This window comes from Alkalisalibacterium limincola, from assembly GCF_008017755.1.
GTDB lineage: Bacteria > Pseudomonadota > Gammaproteobacteria > Xanthomonadales > Xanthomonadaceae > Alkalisalibacterium > Alkalisalibacterium limincola.
In genome coordinates, this window is sequence record NZ_VRTS01000001.1 from 101961 (window position 1) to 118957 (window position 16997).

Sequence of the window (16997 nt, forward strand, 5' to 3'; positions counted from 1 at the left end):
GGCCGGTTTCGAGGGGATACAAACCCCGTTCAGGCGGGCAGGACAACTATCGGAGTCAACACGGGGTGGCTGGATGGATGCAGCGCCCAACCGTTCCACTCAATCGATGACGCGCGCAGCGTCGGCAAGGAGGACGCCATGAAGTACCGACTGATCCTGATCGCCCTGGCTTCGTTGTTCCTGGCCGCTTGTGCCACCGGTCCGACCGGCGGCTATGGCGGACCCGGCTACAGCCAGGGTGGCTACCATGGTGGTGGCCAGGTCCGCTGCAACAACTGCGGCACCGTCGAGGACATCCGCGAGACGTACGGTGACGGCCGCACCAGTGGTGGCGGCGCGGTGCTCGGTGGTGTCGTCGGCGCGGTAGCCGGCAACCAGGTGGGTGGCGGCTCGGGCCGCACGGCGGCGACCGTCGCCGGTGCCGCGGCCGGCGCGATGGTGGGCAACACCGTCGAGCGCAACCGCAACCAGGCACCGACCTATGACATCTACGTGCGCATGGACGATGGCCGCCGCGTGGTGATCAACCAGCGCGACCTGGGCGCGATCCGCGTGGGTTCCTACGTCGAGACGACCGCTACCGGCAACCTGCGCCTGCGCTGATTGCCAGCGGGCTCGACAGCCCCTGCGACACCCTGGAAGGGCCGGCTCATGCCGGCCCTTCCGCTTTGTGGGGAAGCGATGCCCACCAGCCGTCGACTTCGGCGGCCACCCGGCCGGGGTGCTTCATCCACGCGAAATGGTCCGCCGGGGCCTGCAGGTGGTCGGGCCCGAGCATCACGATGCTCGGCGACGGCGTGGCCAGTTTCCCCAGCAGGTGGTCGAGTGCGCTGCGCGGCCCGAACGCGTCGTCGCGCAGGTGCAGCGCCAGCACGGGGTGGTTCAGCCGGGACAGCGCGGCTTCCAGGTCCTCCACGAGGCCATCGGCGTGGTAACGGCCGGTGCGGACACAGCGCAGCCAGTCGCGCATGACGCCCCGCGCCTCGCGCCCGCCGAATCCGATATGCCGCCCCGGCAGGAAGCCCATCGCAGCCGTCAGCACGGGGACGCCGGCCATCGCCGCCCACAACGCGGCTGCTATCGGAGGACGCTGCGCGCGCCAATAGGGCGCGCCGCTGCCCACCAGGACCAGGCCCGACCCGTCCTGCGGTCGGCGCGCCAGGTGCAGGGTGGCAAGTTGCCCACCGAGGCTGTGACCGCCCCAGCACAGCGGCAGCCCGGCGAGCTGCGAGGCCGCCGACGCGGCCGTGGCGGGAAGGTCGCCCGAGAGCAGTTGCGCGTAGCCCCAGTCCACCCCGCGCGAGGCGCGCACCGAGCTGCTGCCGATGCCGCGCCACTCGTGCACCAGGGTGCTGATGCCCTGCCCGGCCAGCTGGCTGGCGAGCGCAAGGTAGGCCCGCGCCGGCACGCCGAGTGCCGGCAACCACACCAGGCCCATGCGCGGTTCGCTCGCCGGCACCAGCAGGGTTTCAACCCGTGCGCCGTCGGCAGCTCGAGCGTGGTCGCCCGTGCGGCATTGGAGATGTGGGGCAATGCGCGCGCCTGCGACATGCGGTGCTTCCGTTCCCGAGGCGGGCATGGTGCGGCATCGGCGCCGCGCCTTCCAGCGCCGGGCGGTGTGAAGAACGGCTTGACCTGCCCTGTACGCGGCCTGCACCGGCCTCCGTGCAGGATGCGTGTGTCGCGGGCACTCCCGCCCCGGACCAAACCCCCTCCAAGGAGTTGCATATGAACCTGTCGATCCGATCCACGATCCTCACCGCCGCCATCGGCGCCGTCGTGATGTCCGGTGCGGCGTTCGCCGGCCACCACGAGGACAAGAAGAACATCGTCGAGACCGCTGCGGGCAATCCGGACTTCTCCACCCTGGTGGCCGCCGTCCAGGCCGCCGGCCTGGTCGACACGCTCAGCGGCGAAGGCCCGTTCACGGTGTTCGCACCGACCAATGCCGCGTTCGAGAAGCTGCCCGCAGGCACGGTCGACTCGCTGCTGCTTCCCGAGAACCGCGACCAGCTGGTGTCGGTGCTGACCTATCACGTGGTTGCCGGCGAAGTGACCGCCGAGCAGGTCGTGACGCTGGACTCGGCCACCACGGTCAACGGCCAGGACGTGACGATCAGCGTCGACGGCGAGACCGTCAAGATCAACGACGCCACTGTGACCACGGCGGACATCAAGGCGAGCAACGGTGTCATCCACGTGATCGACACTGTCATCCTCCCGCAGTAATGAAGCCCTAGTCTTCATCGGGCGGATTCATTCCCCGCTCTCCAGCAGACCGCGCCGATCGTTCGGCGCGGTCTTTTTTTTCGGCTCCCTTCACTGGGCCGATGAATGTGCAGCGGGTATGGTTGGCGCAGCGCAAGGGGAAACCACCGAATGAGCAATGCCGTCTACCGCTGGCTGACCGGCGACCGGACGCTGCCCGACGCCGGCGACTTCGACGAAGCCACCCGCAGGGCGATCCCACGAAACTTCCTGGCCTACATCGGCGCCCACCTGCTGACCAAGATCGGCGACGCGCTGATGAACCCGAAGACGACGCTGACCTGGCTCGCGGGTGCCCTGGCGGTTCCGACCTGGATCATCGGCCTGCTGGTGCCGGTGCGCGAGGCGGGTTCGATGCTGCTGCAGATCTTCTTCGCCGGCTGGGTGCGCGGCTGGCACCAGCGCAAGTGGGTCTGGGTGGCTGCCTCGGCGCTGGAGGGGGTGAGCGTCATCGCGATGGGGCTCGTGGCGCTGACGCTGCAGGGCCGCGCCGCGGGCCTGGCCCTGCTGGGCCTGCTGTCGGTGTTCGCGCTGGCCCGATCGCTGGCCTCGGTGGCGTCGAAGGATGTGCTGGGGCGTACGGTGCCGAGGACGCGTCGCGGCCGGGCCACGGGCTGGGCGTCCAGCCTGGCGGGCATCATCACGATCGCCGCCGGCACGGCCTTCTACCTGCTCTCGCCCGATGACCTCGGCACGCGCGGCCTTGCGTTCCTGCTGGCCGTGGCCGGCACGACGTGGCTGGCGGGCGCCGCGGTTTTCGCGCTGGTGCGCGAGCCCTCCGCGCACGGCGAGTCCGGCGGCGAGCCCCTCGCCGGCCGCTTCGGCCTGCTGGCGCGCGACGCGCTGCTGCGTCGCTTCGTGCTGACCCGCGCACTGCTGCTGTGTTCGGCCCTGTCGGCGCCCTACTACGTGATGATCGCGCAGCGCGAGCTGGGCAACGGCAGCCGCCTGCTGATCGCCTTCATCATCGCCGGCGGGCTGGCGGCGATGCTGGGCGGTCCGGTGTGGGGGGCGCCTGGCGGACCGCTCCAGCCGCAAGGTGATGATCGTCGCCGCGGCGGTCAGCGCCGCGCTGGGCCTGGCGGTGGCCGCGGGCGGATGGTTCGCTCCCGGGATGCTGGCCATGGCCTGGCTGCTGCCACTGGCCTTCTTCCTGCTTTCGGTTGCGCACGAGGGCGTCAGGGTCGGCCGCAAGACCTACCTGGTCGACATCGCCGAAGGGGCAAGGCGCACGGACTACGTGGCGGTGAGCAACTCCGCGATCGGTGTCGTGCTGTTGCTGTTCGGCGCGGCTGGCGCGGCACTGTCCGCGTTGTCGCCGGAGGTGGCCCTCGTGGCCTTGTCGATGGCCGGCCTGGCCGGCGCGGTGTTCGGTACCGGCCTACCCGAAGCCGACGCCTGATCCGACGCGGCGCGTCCGGCTCAGTCGCCGGCCAGGACCTCGGCGATGCGCTGGTTGCCCGAACGTGCCAGGAAGCGCCAGCGCAGCCGGGCAATCATCGGCAGCATGCTGGCCTCCGGCACTTCTTCGCTGTAGAGGGCCAGTGCGTCGGCGCGCACGCCCAGGTCGACGGCGGCAGGCAGTGCCTCCGGACCGCCGATGACCAGTTGCGAGAACGATGGGGCGCGGCCGTTCCACTCCACCCGCCCGTCGACGTGCACGCCGTAGCCCCAGTGGCGGCCCTCGCGGATCAGGCGCAAGCGGGCGGCCTCGAAATAGACCGGGTCGACGACGAAGCTGTCGCAGGCCAACCATTGATCGCCAAGCCACACTTCGACCACGGCATGGTCGTAGCGCGGCATGGGCAGGTCGATGAGGCCGGAGAGCAGGTCGGAGCCCACCGAGACGAAGTGCATGCGCGCCGGCACCCCCACCGCCCGCAGCATGGCGGTGAACAGCGTGGCCTTGGGCAGGGCGTGGCCGCGTCCGGCCTGCAGCACCTCGGAGGCCTTGAGCCGCCAGAAGTGGGAGCCGAAGCCGAAGCGGACCTGGTCGCGCACGTAATCGTGCACGTGCCGGGCCCGGGTGATCTGGTCGCCCTCGCCGGCGACTTCACGGGCGGTGTCGCGCAGGTGCTCCTCGCCGATGTCGAGCAAGGCGGTCTCGCCCAGCGGGTTGGGCATGTTGATGTCCGCCAGCACGCCGTTGAGCGCTGAAAGGGTACCTGTGGAAAAGGCCATCCCGGAGTCCTTTGGGCTGAACGCCAGACTATCCCCGAATTCATGAGCGCGCTATGAAGCACATCGAGGATCCGGGCTAGACTGGGCCGTCCCCCCGCCTGCGCCAGGAAACCCATGGCTCGACGCTTCACCCTCGGCCGCGTCCTCGTGCTGTGCCTGGCCAGTGCCGGGCTGGTCGTCTTCCTGACCCTGTTGTGGCTGAACCTGAGTGCGCCGCCGCGACAGCTCAGCGAAGTGCTCGAACACCGCTATTCGGTGTCCGACCGCCAGTTCCTGCATGAACTCGGAGCGCTGCTGGGGCCCCCGGTGGCGTTGGGCAACGATGTGCAGGACCTGCACAACGGTGTCGAGATCTTCCCGGCGATGCTCGAGGCGATCGAGTCCGCCGAGCGCACGATCACGTTCGAGACCTACATCTACTGGTCCGGCGAGATCGGCGAGCGCTTCACCCGGGCACTGGTGGATCGCGCCCGTGCGGGCGTGCGGGTGCACGTGCTGATCGACTGGGTGGGCAGCCAGAAGATGGAGGCTGAGAAGATCCAGGAGATGGAGGACGCCGGCGTGGAGGTGCGTTACTACCACCCGCTGCGCTGGTACCACCTCTCGCGCATGAACAACCGCACCCACCGCAAGCTGCTGGTCGTCGACGGGCACGTCGGCTTCACCGGCGGCGTGGGCATCGCCGACGAGTGGCTGGGCGATGCCCGCAACCCCGACGAGTGGCGCGAGCTGCACTTCCGCGTGGAAGGGCCGGTGGTCGCCCAGATGCAGGGGGTGTTCGCCAGCAACTGGACCAAGACCACCGGCACCGTGCTGCAGGGCGAGGAATACTTCCCGCGGCCACGACTGGCCGGCGGCATGCCTGCGCAGATGTTTTCCAGCTCGCCGACCGGGGGCAGCGAGAGCATGCACCTGATGTACCTGCTGTCGATCGCCTCCGCGGAGCGCTCGATCGACCTGGCGGCCTCGTATTTCGTTCCCGACGAACTGGCACGCGAGTCCCTGGTGCAGGCCATGGAGCGTGGGGTGCGCGTGCGCATCCTGCTACCCAATGAATATATCGATGCCGGCGTCGTGCGCTATGCCTCGCGCGCGCAATGGGGGGAGCTGCTGGAGGCGGGTGCGGAGATCCGGGAATACCAGCCGACCATGTTCCACGTGAAGATGTTCATCGTCGACGCGCTGCTGGTATCGGTGGGCTCGACCAATTTCGACGCGCGCTCGTTCAAGCTCAATGACGAGGCCAACCTGAACGTCTACGACGCGGGCTTTGGCGCGCGAATGGTCGAGGTGTTCGAGCGCGACCTCGCACTCGGCGATCCGATAACGCTGGAGGAATGGCGCAATCGCCCCCTCTACCAGCGCGTGAAGGACCGGGTCAGCAGCGTCCTGAGCCCCCAGCTGTAGGGCTATCGGGCCGCTGCGGGCGCACCTTGCGCGGTGCCCTTGTCCCGGCCCAATGAAAAACCCCGGGCGCGGACGCCCGGGGCTTGGAAATACGCCGGCCGCCGACTTACAGCGGGGTGACTTCCTCGGCCTGCAGGCCCTTCTGGCCCTGCACCACTTTGAAGCTCACCTTCTGGCCTTCCTGCAGCGACTTGAAGCCGGTGCCCTGGATGGCGCGGAAGTGGACGAAGACGTCCTCGCCGTTGTCACGGCTGATGAAGCCGAAGCCCTTGGCGTCGTTGAACCACTTGACCGTACCCACCTGATGATCCGACATGACTTTGCTACTCCTACAACTGTTTGGATTGAACTCCGGAGTGACGCCCCGGATTGCGTTGCTGGTTGCCAGGAGTTAAGCATGGAACGTCGATGCAGCGGATCGCAGATCTACTTCATCGGGCCACGGACTCAAAGTGACCCAAGCAAACTCAGCGACTTGGATACTACCCCGGCTTTTTTTCAATTGCGAGTAGGTGCGGAAACCGCCGCCGAGTCGAATGGAAAGGAGTAAACGCGGTTAACCGGGATAATCGGCCAACCGGATGCTTCAGGATCCTGAAACACTGGTGGCGCAGTGCAAGGGTGCCGCGGGCGGGTTCGCGCTTTGAATCGATACCCGACCGCGCGGGTCGCTGCATCCGCCCACAGACATCCGCCCACAAAAAAGCCCCGGACGATGCCGGGGCTTTTCCTGGTTCGGCGCAAGCGCCTAGCCGATGCTGCTTACAGGGCCTGAACTTCTTCAGCCTGCAGGCCCTTCTGGCCCTGCGTCACCTTGAAGGTGACCTGCTGGCCTTCCTGCAGCGACTTGAAGCCGTTGCCCTGGATGGCGCGGAAATGGACGAACACGTCCTCGCCGTCGGCGCGGCTGATGAAGCCGAAGCCCTTGGCATCGTTGAACCACTTGACGGTACCGGTCTGACGATCGGACATAGCATAACTCCTTGAAACAGTTGACTAAAGGTTGATCCAACGCACGCTCTGGCGCGCTGGGTACTGTTTTGCAAGGAGTAAAGACTAGCGAGATGTACGCGATGTAGCGGATCAACGACCTACCGCATCGGGCCACGATTCACAGTGACCCCAGCAAACACAGTGGGTGCACTGTACGCCCTTCCCTGCATAAAAGCGACTGTTTCCAGCGCGCCCTGAATAGACAACGTCCGTCCGTTCAGAATGCGGCCAATGCGGCATCCATGACCACCGCCACACACGCCCTGCACGGCACCTGGCCTATGCTTGGAAATTGCCTTCACGCTGAGGAATGCCCGATGACGCGATTGATCCTGGCCACCGCAATTGCTTTCTCACTCGCCGCCTGCGGCGGGACCGGCAACGAGGAACCCGCCGCCGGTGAACGCGACGCGGCCTCGGCCACCCCGGAAACCCGGGCCCAAGCACCTGCCGCACAGGCCGAGCCCGCCACGCCTGCCCAGGCCCCTGCCGGCGAGACGCGCGAGTTCGAAAGCGAACAGGGCACGGTCCGGGTGACGACGCTGACCAACGCGCTGCAGAACCCCTGGGGCCTGGCCTTCCTTCCCGATGGCCGTGCGCTGGTGACCGAGCGGCCCGGCCGACTGCGCTTCATGGACGCCGACGGCACCCTCTCCGACCCGGTCGAAGGCGTGCCCGAGGTGATGGCCCGCGGCCAGGGCGGACTCCTCGACGTCGCCCTGTCGCCGGACTTCGACAGCGACGGCCTGGTCTACCTGAGCTACGCCGAGCCCGGTGGGGACGGCGCGGGAACCGCCGTGGCGCGTGGACACCTCGTCAACGGCGAGTTGCAGGATGTCGAGGTGATCTTCCAGCAGACGCCGAAGCTCGACTCCGGGCACCACTACGGCTCGCGCCTGGTGTTCCACGACGGCTACCTGTTCGTGACGATGGGCGACCGCGGCCAGCGTCCCATGGCGCAGGAGCTCGATGGCCACCAGGGCACCGTGGTGCGCATCCACCCGGATGGCAGCGTGCCCGAGGACAATCCCTTCGTCGGCGACGACGAGGCGCTCGACGAGATCTGGAGCTACGGCCACCGCAACATCCAGGGCGCGGCCGTGCATCCGGGCACGGGCACGCTGTGGACGCACGAGCATGGCCCGCGCGGCGGCGACGAGATCAACCTGCCCACCCCGGGCACCAATTTCGGCTGGCCACTGGTCACCCACGGGATCAACTACAGCGGCGATCCGATTCCCGAAGCGGTGGGGACCGAGATGGACGGCGTGCAGCCGGCCCACTACGTCTGGGAGGTGTCACCCGGCGTGAGCGGCATGGCCTTCTACAACCACGATGCCGCACCGCGCTGGCAGGGCAACCTGTTCGTCGGCGCGCTGGCGCAGACCGAACTGATCCGCCTTGAACTCGAAGGCGAGCAGGTGCGGCACGAGGAGCGTCTGCTGGGCGAACTCGGACGTCGCATCCGCGACGTGCGCGTGGGACCCGACGGCGCGCTTTACCTGCTGACCGACCACGGCGACGGTGAAGTGTTGCGTGTGGAGCTGGTGCGACGCGACTGATCCGGAATGGATCCGGTCCTGGCGTGGAACATCCTGGCCGGCCTGCTGGTCGTGGTCGGCCTGCTTGGCGTGGTGCTGCCGGTGCTGCCCGGGGTGCCGATCCTGTTCGCCGGGCTGTGGCTGGCCGCCTGGGCTTCGGGCTTCGAGCACGTGGGCTTCTGGACCTTGCTGATCCTGGGCAAGCTGGCGGTGCTTTCGATCCTGGTCGACCTGCTGGCGAGCCTGCTGGGTGCAAAACGCTCCGGCGCCAGTACCGCAGGCATCGTCGGTGCCGGCCTGGGCGCGGTGGCCGGGCTGGCGATGGGCCTGGTGGGCGTGCTGGTGGGGCCCTTCGTCGGCGCGGTGCTGGGAGAGATGGTGCACGGTCGGCGGCTGGACCACGCCTCGCGCGTGGGCGTGGGCACCTGGATCGGCATCATCGTGGGGACGGCGGCCAAGGTGGCGATCGCGTTCACGATGCTGGGCCTGTTCGCGCTCAGCTGGTGGCTGTAGCGCAATGAAAAACGCCCCGGCCATGGCGGCCGGGGCGATCGACCCGAACGGGGGGCCGCAAGAAAAGCAGTGTCGTGGAAGCGTCCTTGCTTCGTGCCTGGCCTGTTCCGGCCGGCTTCTTACTTGCCCTTGCCCATCGCGTCCTTGAGGGCCTTCATCTCGTCGTGGTCACGACGCACCTCGGGCATGTACTTCGTGGCAATCGAGCGCACCTCGGCGTCGTCGGTCTTCTCGATGGCGTCGCGGAATTCGTCGAGGATGCGGTCCTCGAACTCTTCGAGCTGGGCCACGTACTCGGCCTGCGTGTCGCTGACCAGGGAAGCCTTGAACTCCGCATAGGACTTGCGGATCGATCCGGCGAAGCTGCCGTCGGAGGGCTCCTTGCCGCTGTAGACGACCTTGTTCTTGAGGTCGTTGGCGATCGCGGACTTGGTGCGGGCCATGCGCTCGAACAGTGCCTTGAGATCGGCGCGATCGACCTTCGTCACCGCATCGGCGTAGAAGTTGCGGCCGTCCTCCAGGACATCGATGAGGTCGTTGAGTGTGCTGGTATCGGTATCAGTGGACATGCATGACTCCATTGCGTTGGGGGAGTTCCCGGCTCTCGGGCCGGCTCCAACCATTACGCAAGTTTGGTGCCAGACATGGTCCCCGCATGGTTGCGCGCGATGCGGCAGGGACGCTTGTGGACATCGTTGCAGCCTGCAAGGCATCGCGGGCCCAATCATGCAGGCTGCATGCGTGCTGCTAGAGGAGCTTCTCGATGTCCTTGCGGATCGCGGCCGGCTTGTCGGTGGGGGCGTAGCGCGACACCACCCTCCCCTCGCGGTCGACGAGGAACTTGGTGAAGTTCCACTTGATCCCCTGCATTCCCAGCAGGCCGGGCTTCTCCTTCTTCAGCCACTGCCACAGCGGATGCGCGCCATCGCCATTGACCTCGACCTTGGCGAACATCGGGAAGCTCACGTCGTAGGTCAGGCTGCAGAAATTGCGGATCTCCTCCTCGTCGCCGGGCTCCTGGTGGCCGAACTGGTCGCAGGGAAACCCGAGGACGGACAGACCCTTGGGCCCGAGCTCGCGATGCAGCTGCTCCAGCCCCTCGTACTGCGGGGTGAAGCCGCATTTCGAAGCGGTGTTCACGATCAGCAGGACCTGGCCCTTGAAGTCGGCCAGCGCGGTGTCTTCCCCGTCGATGTTGCGGGCGTTGAAGTCGTGGGCGGTCGTCATGATGCGGTCCTTGCAGGAAGGGATGGGCGGCTCAGTGCCGGTCGCGGTCCAACCAGATGCCCAGGCCCTGGGCATTGAGTTCGATGTCCATCGCCAGGACCTCGACGATGGCCTGGCGGTCCATCGACACGCCATGGGCCAGGGCGCGTGCGACGTAGTAGTCGGCCAGGCGGCCGGCGATGGCTTCGTGGCGGCCATCGCGGGGCTCCTGTGCATCGCAGCTGCGGGCGATCTGCACCATCGCCTCGACCTGTTCCACCATGTCGTCGGCCAGCCGCTCGACGTCGGTGACGCGCCCGAAGTGGGTCACGTACATCGCCGAGGGCCGGTAGGACAGCATGCGCCGGACCGATGCCACCAGCGCGTCGGGCTCGAACTGCACCGGCGATGTGGTCGGCACGATGAAGGCACCCTGGTCGGTATCGAACTCGCGGTAGGACAGGCCGAAGGTGTCGCCGGTGAAGAAGGCGTCGCTGCGCGGGTCGTGCACGACGAAGTGGTGGCGCGCATGGCCCGGCGCATCCAGGCAGGTCAGCGACCGACCGCCGAGGTCGACCACGTGCCCATCCGGCGCCTCGTCCACCCGCTCGGCCGGCACCGCGAGGATGTCCCCGTAGCTGCGCTCCATCTCTTCCTCGCCGTACACCGCGGTGGCGCCGGCGATCAGCTTCGACGGGTCGATCATGTGCCGGGCGCCCCGCGGATGCACCACGAGCCGCGCGTTGGGCAGTTCGCGCATCAGCGCGCCGGCGCCCCCCGGCATGGTCGAGGTGCACGTGCGTGAGCAGCACGTGGTCGACGGCCTCGACGCCCAGGCCCTGTGCCTGCAATGCGTCGAGCAGCCGCGGCACGGAATGGTTCGTGCCGACGTCGATGAAGGCCGCGCGGCCCTGCTCGACGACCAGGTAGGCGGCATCGAAGCGGGGTCGGAAGAATCCGGTGTCGATGGTGGTGATGCCGGTGTCGCTTTCGGTGCTGTGGTCCATGCGCCAAGCCTCGCCGGGTGCGGGCCGCGATGCAAGCGGCGGACACAGCGTTCCATCCGTGGGACCTGTGATACGCCGGGATGCACCCATGTAGTGGAGTCATGGCCGAGCCTGCGGCGCCCCCCTATTGAAGGATTTCCGATGAGCGAACCGGCCACCCCGAGCCACCCGCTGTTCCAGCCCACCCGCCTGGGCGCGATCGAGATGCGCAACCGCATCGTCATGGCGCCGTTGACCCGGAACCGGGCGCGCCGGGCGGCGTGCCGTCGCCACTAGCGCCGGAATACTACGGCCAGCGCGCCACGGCCGGACTGATCATCACCGAAGCCAGCCAGGTGGACCCGCTGGCCCAGGGCTATCTCGACACTCCGGGCATCCACAGCCCGCAGCAGGTGGCCGGATGGCGCGCGGTGACCGACGAGGTGCACCGCCGTGGCGGGCGCATCGTGATCCAGCTGTGGCACGTGGGCCGCGTGTCGCACACCAGTCTGCTGCCGGAAGGCGAGGTCCCGGTTGCCCCCAGCGCCATCCGTGCGAACACCAAGACCTTCACCCGCGAGGGTTTCGTGGACGTGTCCGGACCGAGGGCGCTGCGTCCCGACGAGATCCCCGGCCTGATCGGCCAGTTCCAGCGCGCCGCACGCAATGCCCGTGAGGCCGGCTTCGACGGCGTCGAGGTGCACGCGGCCAACGGCTACCTGCTCGACCAGTTCCTGCGCGACGGCAGCAACCAGCGCGACGACGCCTACGGCGGCAGCATCGAGAACCGGACTCGCCTGTTGCTCGAGGTGGTCACCGCGGTGGCCGACGAGCTGGGCGCCGACCGCGTCGGTGTCCGCCTGTCACCGGTCGCACCGGCCAACGACTGCCACGACTCCGACCCGCAACCGCTCTTCGAGCGCGCGGTGGAACGGCTTGCCCCGCTGGGCTTGGCCTATGTCCACGTCATCGAGGGCGCAACCGGCGGTGCGCGCGACAACGTGGCCTTCGACTACACGGCACTTCGGCGCAAGTTCAAGGGACCGTGGATGGTGAACAACGGATACACCGGTGACATGGGCGCTGCGGCCATCGGCTCGGGGCAGGCCGACGCGGTGGCCTTCGGCATGCCGTTCATCGCGAACCCGGACCTGGTGCGCCGCCTCCGCGAAGGCGCGCCGCTCAACCCGGTCGATACCGACACGCTGTACGGCGGCGGGGCCAGGGGCTACACCGACTACCCCGACCTCGAGGCGATGGCGGCGCCAGCCGAACCCTAGCGCGGGGCCACGTAGCCGCCGGGCACCCCATGGGGCGAGAGCACCAGCTGCCACAGCTGGGCCCGGCGGCTGCGGAACAAGGCCATCGAAGCGGCAAGGTAGAAGCGCCACATGCGCCGGAAGCGCTCGTCGTAGCGTTCGCCCAGACGATGCCACGAGGCCTCGATGTTGTCGCGCCAGGCCTGCAGCGTGAGGTCGTAGTCGGTGCCGAAGTTGTGCCAGTCCTCGATGACGAAGCGGTCCTCGGACGCGGTGGCGATCTGAACGGCCGAAGGCAGCATCGAGTTCGGGAAGATGTAGCGGTGGATCCACGGATCGGTGTGGTGGGTCGAGCGCTCCGCGCCGATCGTGTGCAGCAGCATCAGGCCGTCGGGGTCCAGGCTGCGGCGGGCGACCTCGAAGAAGCTGTCGTAGTTGCGGACCCCCACGTGTTCGAACATGCCGATGGAGACGATGCGGTCGACCTGCACGTCGAGTTCGCGGTAGTCGCACAGGCGGATCTCGACATCGAGCCCGCGGCACAGCGCACGCGCGTACTCGGCCTGCTCGCGCGAGATCGTCACGCCGACACCTTTCACGCCGTACTCCCGGGCGGCGAACTTGAGCATTTCGCCCCAGCCGCAGCCGATGTCGAGCAGCCGCATGCCACGCGCCAGTCCCAGCTTGCGGCAGCACAGGTCGAGCTTGGCCTCCTGGGCGCTGTCCAGGTCGGTGGCATGGCGCCAGTAGCCGCAGCTGTAGACCAGCCGCTTGCCCAGCATCGCGCCGTACAGGTCGTTGCCGAGGTCGTAGTGGCGTTCCGCCACGGCACCTGCCCGGTCGGGGGATTGCAGGTTGAGCAGGCGCGCCGCCACCGCATCGAGGATGGCACCGATGCCGAGGACCCGCTTGTCGAGCCGCGCCACGAGGAGCCGGTACAGCACCCCGTCAAGCGAACCGGTGGTCCACCACCCGTCCATCCAGGATTCGCCCAGGCCCAGCGAACCCTGGGCCAGGACGCGCCGATAGAAGCGCTGGTCGTGGACCTGGATATCGAAGGGCCGGTCGCCGTTGACGCGCACGCCGGCGCTCTCCAACAAGCCGTGCACGCGCCGTTCCAGGCGCCCCTGTCGTGGTATCGCAACCAGACCGTGCATCGGACGAACCTCCCACGCTTGCGCAGGTGCCACGACCAGCCTAGCGCCTCGACCGCCGCCGTGACAATCGGGGCTGGACGCGGTCGGCGTGTCGGTCGCATCCTTGGCCCATGGACAGACTGGCCATCATCAGCGGGGGGTCGCGCGGCCTCGGCGCGGCGCTATGCAGCCACTACCGCGACGCCGGGTGGCAGGTGGTGGCGTTTTCGCGCAGTGGCCGGGGCGGTGGCGACGTGGCCCTCGACCTGGGCCGTCCCGAACAGGCGGCGCGCGTGCTGGCCGGCACGCTGGCCCTGCTCGCCGAACAATCCTGGGACGAGGTGGTCGCGATCAGCAATGCCGCGCAACTCGGGCCGGTGGGCCCGCTGGCCGGCAAGGGCAATGCGGAGATCCTGGCCAGCCTCGACGTCAACGTCGCCGGCGGCATCGTCTTCATGAATTCCGTCCTGCGCGCGTTCGCCGCGCACGCCTGCGACAAGACCCTGGTGAACATCAGTTCCGGCGCGGCGCAGCGGCCGTTCCACGGCTGGTCACTCTACTGCGCGGCCAAGGCCGGCCTGGAGCGCTTCGTGGAATGCGTGGCCCTCGAGCAGGCTTCCAGCGACCACCCCTTCCGCGTGGTGAACATCAGCCCGGGCGTGATCGATACCGGCATGCAGGCGGAGATCCGCGGCAGCGACGACCGGGACTTCCCGGACCGGGAGCGATTCGTCGGCCTGAAGGAGGACGGCGTGCTGCAGGCCCCGGCGGCGGTGGCCGGCATCATCGCCCGCATCGTCTCCGAGCGGCCGGACAACGGCGGCCGCTATGAAGTCGCCGACTACGCCCGCTGAATCCGGCTCGGACACATGAGCCGCGCGCGCCGGCGGCGGGGCTCAACCCGACTCCAGTGCGTCCCAGCGGGCATAGGCCGCTTCCAGCCGGGCCTGGGCCTGGGCCAGTTCGGCGGTATGTGCCGCGATCAGGCTGGGGTCCTGCTGGAAGAATTCAGCCTCCTGCATGCGCGCGCCGAGCGACTGGACCGTCGACTCCAGAGACTCGATGAGGGCCGGCAACTCCTCCAGCTCGCGCTGGTCCTTGTAGCTGAGCTTGCGCGGCTTGGGTGCGGGTGCGGCCGTTGTCGTCGGCGCGGCCCCCTGGGCGGGCGCGGACCGGGTCGCATCGCCCGCATCCGCCACGCTGGCCGGCCGTTGCCGTACCCAGTCGGTGTAACCGCCGATGTACTCCCCCACCCGGCCGCCGCCCTCCATGACCAGCGTGGAGGTGACCACGTTGTCGATGAAGTCGCGGTCATGGCTGACCAGCAGCAAGGTGCCCGGATACTCGCCGAGGATCTCTTCGAGCAACTCCAGTGTCTCGACGTCGAGGTCGTTGGTGGGTTCGTCCATGACCAGCAGGTTGGATGGCTGCGCGAACAGCTTGGCCAGCAGCAGCCGGTTGCGCTCGCCACCGGAGAGACGCGTGATGGGCGCGCGCGCGCGCTCGGGGGTGAACAGGAAATCCTGCAGGTAGCCCAGCACGTGCTTTCGCTTGCCCCCGACTTCGACGAACTCCCGTCCCTCGGACACGTTGTCGAGCGCGTTCCAGTCCTCGCGCAGCGTGGTGCGGTACTGGTCGAAGTAGGCCACCTGCAGGTTCGAGCCCCGGCGCACCTCGCCCGACGCGGGCTGCAGGTCGCCCAGCAGGAGCTTGAGCAGCGTGGTCTTGCCGGATCCGTTCGGACCGATCAGGCCGATCCGGTCGCCGCGCATGACCGTGGTGGAGAAATCCTTCACCAGCGGCAGGCCGTCGTAGGAGAAGTCCACGCCGGTCGCCTCGATGACCTTGCGCCCCGACGATTCCGCCTGCGCCAGCCCCATCTTGACGTTGCCGGTGCGCTGGCGCCGTTCGGCGGCGTCGTTGCGCATCTGCTTGAGCCGCCGGACGCGGCCCTCGTCGCGGGTCCGCCGGGCCTTGATGCCCTGGCGGATCCAGACCTCTTCCTGGGCCAGGAACTTGTCGAATTTCGCGCTCTCCTGGATCTCCGCGTTCAGGCGCTCTTCGCGACGGCGCTCGTAGTTGGCCCAGTCGCCGGGCCACGAGGTGAGCTGGCCGCGGTCGATCTCGATGATCCGGGTGGCCAGCGCGCGCAGGAAGCGCCGGTCATGGGTGACGAACACGACGCTGCCGGAGAAGCCGCGCAGGAACTCCTCCAGCCAGTCGATCGCCTCGATGTCGAGGTGGTTGGTGGGCTCGTCGAGCAGCAGCAGCTGTGGGTCGGCCACCAGCGCTCGCGCCAGCAGCACGCGCCGCTTCATGCCGCCGGAAAGGCCCGAAAAGACCAGCTCGCCGTCCAGGCCGACGCGGCTGAGCGTGGCCTCGACGCGCTGCTCGGCCGACCAGCCATGCACCGCCTCGATCTTCGTCTGCAGGTCCGCCAGGGCCGCCATGTCCACGTCGGCGGCATGGCTGAGGTGGTGGTACTCGGCGATCCAGTGGCCCAGTTCGCCCAGGCCGTCGGCCACCACGTCGAAGACGCTGCCGCCTGCCCCGGCGGGCACCTCCTGTTCGAGCCGCGCCACGCGCAGGCCGTCCTGGCGACGGATCGCGCCGTCGTCCGGGATGACCTCGCCATCGATGAGCCGCAGCAGGGTGGATTTTCCGGCGCCGTTGCGGCCGATCAATGCAATGCGCTCGCCGGGTTCTATCGCCAGCTCGACTTTTTCGAGCAGCAAAGGACCACCGACGCCGTAGTCGACGTTGTTGAAGGTAATCAGGGGCATGGCCCCATTGTATTCCTAGCGGCCGGCCAGTGCCGACATCACGGCCTGGTCGGGCTCGGGAAGCACCTCGACCCCGGGCCGGGCGAACAGGTAGCCCTGGAACAGGCTGATGCCCATGCCCCTGAGGGCCTCGGCTTCGGCGAGCGTTTCCACGCCCTCGGCAATGACCCGGCAGTCCAGCGCCCGGCACGTGCCGATGACGCCCTCGACGATCGCCCGACGGATGCGGTCGCTGTCGATGTCGCGAGTCAGGGCCATGTCCAGCTTCACCAGGTCGGGCTGGAACTGGGCCAGCAGGTTGAGGCCGGAGAAGCCCGCGCCGAAGTCGTCGATGGCGGTGATGAAGCCGCGGCGCTGGTAGTCGCGGATGATCGAGAGGGTGTGGGCCGTATCGCGGATCTGCTCGCCCTCGGTCATCTCGAAGATCAGGCGTTCGGTGTCGAAACCGTAGTGCTCCGCGGCCGCCAGCGTGATGCGTATGCAGGTGGCCGGGTCGTAGACGGCATTGGGCAGGAAGTTGATCGACAGGCGCGTGTCCAGGCCCAGGCGCACCGCGGTCTGGATCGCGGCCACGCGGCAGGTCTGGTCGAAGGAATACAGTTGCTGCGGCGTGACCGCGCCGATGACGGCACCCGCCGACTCGCCGTTTGGGCCCCGCACCAGCGCTTCGTGGGCGAAGATGTCGCCACGCTCGACGTCGACGATGGGCTGGAAGGCCATGCGG

At 68.2% G+C, this 16997-nt stretch carries 17 protein-coding genes and 3 pseudogenes; 9 read left to right on the forward strand and 11 right to left on the reverse strand.

The window, feature by feature from the left end; all coding sequences use genetic code 11:
• The first annotated feature begins 138 nt into the window (after window positions 1–138).
• Window positions 139–603: a glycine zipper 2TM domain-containing protein gene (locus FU658_RS00460; protein WP_147890313.1), complete on the forward strand. Its 465-nt coding sequence runs from the start codon at window positions 139–141 to the stop codon at window positions 601–603.
• A gap of 46 nt (window positions 604–649) precedes the next feature.
• Here the strand turns inward: FU658_RS00460 and FU658_RS00465 are convergent, their stop codons facing one another.
• Window positions 650–1459: an alpha/beta hydrolase family protein gene (locus tag FU658_RS00465; protein ID WP_255505333.1), complete on the reverse strand. Its 810-nt coding sequence runs from the start codon at window positions 1457–1459 to the stop codon at window positions 650–652.
• A 269-nt stretch (window positions 1460–1728) separates the two neighbouring features.
• On the opposite strand from FU658_RS00465, the gene FU658_RS00470 reads away from it, so the two are divergent.
• The 3 genes and pseudogenes from FU658_RS00470 (at window position 1729) to FU658_RS00480 (ending at window position 3670) form a co-directional block, all read left to right on the forward strand.
• Window positions 1729–2229: a fasciclin domain-containing protein gene (locus FU658_RS00470; RefSeq protein WP_147890315.1), complete on the forward strand. Its 501-nt coding sequence runs from the start codon at window positions 1729–1731 to the stop codon at window positions 2227–2229.
• Window positions 2230–2526: 297 nt separating this feature from the next.
• Window positions 2527–3222: pseudogene (locus FU658_RS15855) on the forward strand (hypothetical protein); the annotation flags it as partial.
• An 88-nt stretch (window positions 3223–3310) separates the two neighbouring features.
• Entirely contained in the window at window positions 3311–3670 is a 360-nt protein-coding gene (locus FU658_RS00480; RefSeq protein ID WP_147890317.1) for a hypothetical protein, read from the forward strand.
• A gap of 20 nt (window positions 3671–3690) precedes the next feature.
• Here FU658_RS00480 and FU658_RS00485 read toward each other — a convergent pair whose 3' ends face one another.
• Complete coding sequence (locus tag FU658_RS00485) at window positions 3691–4449, reverse strand: transglutaminase-like domain-containing protein (protein WP_147890318.1); 759 nt, start codon at window positions 4447–4449, stop codon at window positions 3691–3693.
• Window positions 4450–4563: 114 nt separating this feature from the next.
• On the opposite strand from FU658_RS00485, the gene cls reads away from it, so the two are divergent.
• Window positions 4564–5856 (forward strand): cardiolipin synthase, encoded by a 1293-nt coding sequence (cls, locus tag FU658_RS00490; protein ID WP_147890319.1) that lies wholly within the window; start codon window positions 4564–4566, stop codon window positions 5854–5856.
• A gap of 106 nt (window positions 5857–5962) precedes the next feature.
• Here the strand turns inward: cls and FU658_RS00495 are convergent, their stop codons facing one another.
• A complete protein-coding gene (locus FU658_RS00495; RefSeq protein WP_147890320.1) occupies window positions 5963–6172 on the reverse strand; it encodes a cold-shock protein in 210 nt (69 codons plus the stop codon).
• A gap of 446 nt (window positions 6173–6618) precedes the next feature.
• Complete coding sequence (locus FU658_RS00500; RefSeq protein ID WP_147890321.1) at window positions 6619–6828, reverse strand: cold-shock protein; 210 nt, start codon at window positions 6826–6828, stop codon at window positions 6619–6621.
• Window positions 6829–7166: 338 nt separating this feature from the next.
• On the opposite strand from FU658_RS00500, the gene FU658_RS00505 reads away from it, so the two are divergent.
• Together FU658_RS00505 and FU658_RS00510 are read left to right on the forward strand one after the other, a co-directional pair.
• Entirely contained in the window at window positions 7167–8411 is a 1245-nt protein-coding gene (locus FU658_RS00505; protein ID WP_147890322.1) for a PQQ-dependent sugar dehydrogenase, read from the forward strand.
• A 6-nt stretch (window positions 8412–8417) separates the two neighbouring features.
• On the forward strand, window positions 8418–8903 hold the full coding sequence (locus tag FU658_RS00510) for a DUF456 domain-containing protein (RefSeq protein ID WP_147890323.1): 486 nt from the start codon (window positions 8418–8420) through the stop codon (window positions 8901–8903).
• A 119-nt stretch (window positions 8904–9022) separates the two neighbouring features.
• Here FU658_RS00510 and FU658_RS00515 read toward each other — a convergent pair whose 3' ends face one another.
• The 4 genes and pseudogenes from FU658_RS00515 to FU658_RS15860 form a co-directional block, all read right to left on the reverse strand.
• Window positions 9023–9472: a PA2169 family four-helix-bundle protein gene (locus FU658_RS00515; RefSeq protein WP_187265838.1), complete on the reverse strand. Its 450-nt coding sequence runs from the start codon at window positions 9470–9472 to the stop codon at window positions 9023–9025.
• A gap of 178 nt (window positions 9473–9650) precedes the next feature.
• Window positions 9651–10130, reverse strand: a complete 480-nt coding sequence (locus FU658_RS00520; RefSeq protein ID WP_147890325.1) for a glutathione peroxidase — start codon at window positions 10128–10130, stop codon at window positions 9651–9653.
• A 31-nt stretch (window positions 10131–10161) separates the two neighbouring features.
• A complete protein-coding gene (locus FU658_RS00525) occupies window positions 10162–10893 on the reverse strand; it encodes an MBL fold metallo-hydrolase (protein ID WP_425477559.1) in 732 nt (243 codons plus the stop codon).
• Window positions 10811–11206: pseudogene (locus FU658_RS15860) on the reverse strand (MBL fold metallo-hydrolase); the annotation flags it as partial. The pseudogene FU658_RS15860 and the gene FU658_RS00525, both read right to left, overlap by 83 nt.
• 51 nt (window positions 11207–11257) lie before the next feature.
• Between FU658_RS15860 and FU658_RS00530 the strand changes: the two are divergent.
• Window positions 11258–12375, forward strand: a pseudogene (locus tag FU658_RS00530) (alkene reductase).
• On the opposite strand, the gene cfa reads toward FU658_RS00530, so the two are convergent.
• A complete protein-coding gene (gene cfa, locus FU658_RS00535) occupies window positions 12372–13511 on the reverse strand; it encodes a cyclopropane fatty acyl phospholipid synthase (RefSeq protein ID WP_147890326.1) in 1140 nt (379 codons plus the stop codon). The pseudogene FU658_RS00530 and the gene cfa sit on opposite strands and share 4 nt — an antisense overlap.
• A gap of 110 nt (window positions 13512–13621) precedes the next feature.
• Between cfa and FU658_RS00540 the strand changes: the two genes are divergently transcribed.
• Window positions 13622–14344 carry an SDR family NAD(P)-dependent oxidoreductase gene (locus FU658_RS00540; protein WP_147890327.1) on the forward strand — a complete coding sequence of 241 codons (723 nt, stop codon included), beginning with the start codon at window positions 13622–13624 and terminating at the stop codon, window positions 14342–14344.
• A gap of 42 nt (window positions 14345–14386) precedes the next feature.
• Here FU658_RS00540 and FU658_RS00545 read toward each other — a convergent pair whose 3' ends face one another.
• Together FU658_RS00545 and FU658_RS00550 are read right to left on the reverse strand one after the other, a co-directional pair.
• Window positions 14387–16273: an ATP-binding cassette domain-containing protein gene (locus FU658_RS00545; RefSeq protein ID WP_147890328.1), complete on the reverse strand. Its 1887-nt coding sequence runs from the start codon at window positions 16271–16273 to the stop codon at window positions 14387–14389.
• Between the two features lie 15 nt (window positions 16274–16288).
• On the reverse strand, window positions 16289–16993 hold the full coding sequence (locus tag FU658_RS00550; protein WP_147890711.1) for an EAL domain-containing protein: 705 nt from the start codon (window positions 16991–16993) through the stop codon (window positions 16289–16291).
• Window positions 16994–16997: the final 4 nt, after the last annotated feature.

Coding starts and splice junctions, on each gene's coding strand:
- FU658_RS00460 (WP_147890313.1), top strand. CDS start 139: ATGAAGTACCGACTGATCCTGATCGCCCTGGCTTCGTTGTTCCTGGCC.
- FU658_RS00470 (WP_147890315.1), top strand. CDS start 1,729: ATGAACCTGTCGATCCGATCCACGATCCTCACCGCCGCCATCGGCGCC.
- FU658_RS00480 (WP_147890317.1), top strand. CDS start 3,311: ATGATCGTCGCCGCGGCGGTCAGCGCCGCGCTGGGCCTGGCGGTGGCC.
- FU658_RS00485 (WP_147890318.1), bottom strand. CDS start 4,449: ATGGCCTTTTCCACAGGTACCCTTTCAGCGCTCAACGGCGTGCTGGCG.
- cls (WP_147890319.1), top strand. CDS start 4,564: ATGGCTCGACGCTTCACCCTCGGCCGCGTCCTCGTGCTGTGCCTGGCC.
- FU658_RS00495 (WP_147890320.1), bottom strand. CDS start 6,172: ATGTCGGATCATCAGGTGGGTACGGTCAAGTGGTTCAACGACGCCAAG.
- FU658_RS00500 (WP_147890321.1), bottom strand. CDS start 6,828: ATGTCCGATCGTCAGACCGGTACCGTCAAGTGGTTCAACGATGCCAAG.
- FU658_RS00505 (WP_147890322.1), top strand. CDS start 7,167: ATGACGCGATTGATCCTGGCCACCGCAATTGCTTTCTCACTCGCCGCC.
- FU658_RS00510 (WP_147890323.1), top strand. CDS start 8,418: ATGGATCCGGTCCTGGCGTGGAACATCCTGGCCGGCCTGCTGGTCGTG.
- FU658_RS00515 (WP_187265838.1), bottom strand. CDS start 9,472: ATGTCCACTGATACCGATACCAGCACACTCAACGACCTCATCGATGTC.
- FU658_RS00520 (WP_147890325.1), bottom strand. CDS start 10,130: ATGACGACCGCCCACGACTTCAACGCCCGCAACATCGACGGGGAAGAC.
- FU658_RS00525 (WP_425477559.1), bottom strand. CDS start 10,893: ATGCCGGGGGGCGCCGGCGCGCTGATGCGCGAACTGCCCAACGCGCGG.
- cfa (WP_147890326.1), bottom strand. CDS start 13,511: ATGCACGGTCTGGTTGCGATACCACGACAGGGGCGCCTGGAACGGCGC.
- FU658_RS00540 (WP_147890327.1), top strand. CDS start 13,622: ATGGACAGACTGGCCATCATCAGCGGGGGGTCGCGCGGCCTCGGCGCG.
- FU658_RS00545 (WP_147890328.1), bottom strand. CDS start 16,273: ATGCCCCTGATTACCTTCAACAACGTCGACTACGGCGTCGGTGGTCCT.
- FU658_RS00550 (WP_147890711.1), bottom strand. CDS start 16,993: ATGGCCTTCCAGCCCATCGTCGACGTCGAGCGTGGCGACATCTTCGCC.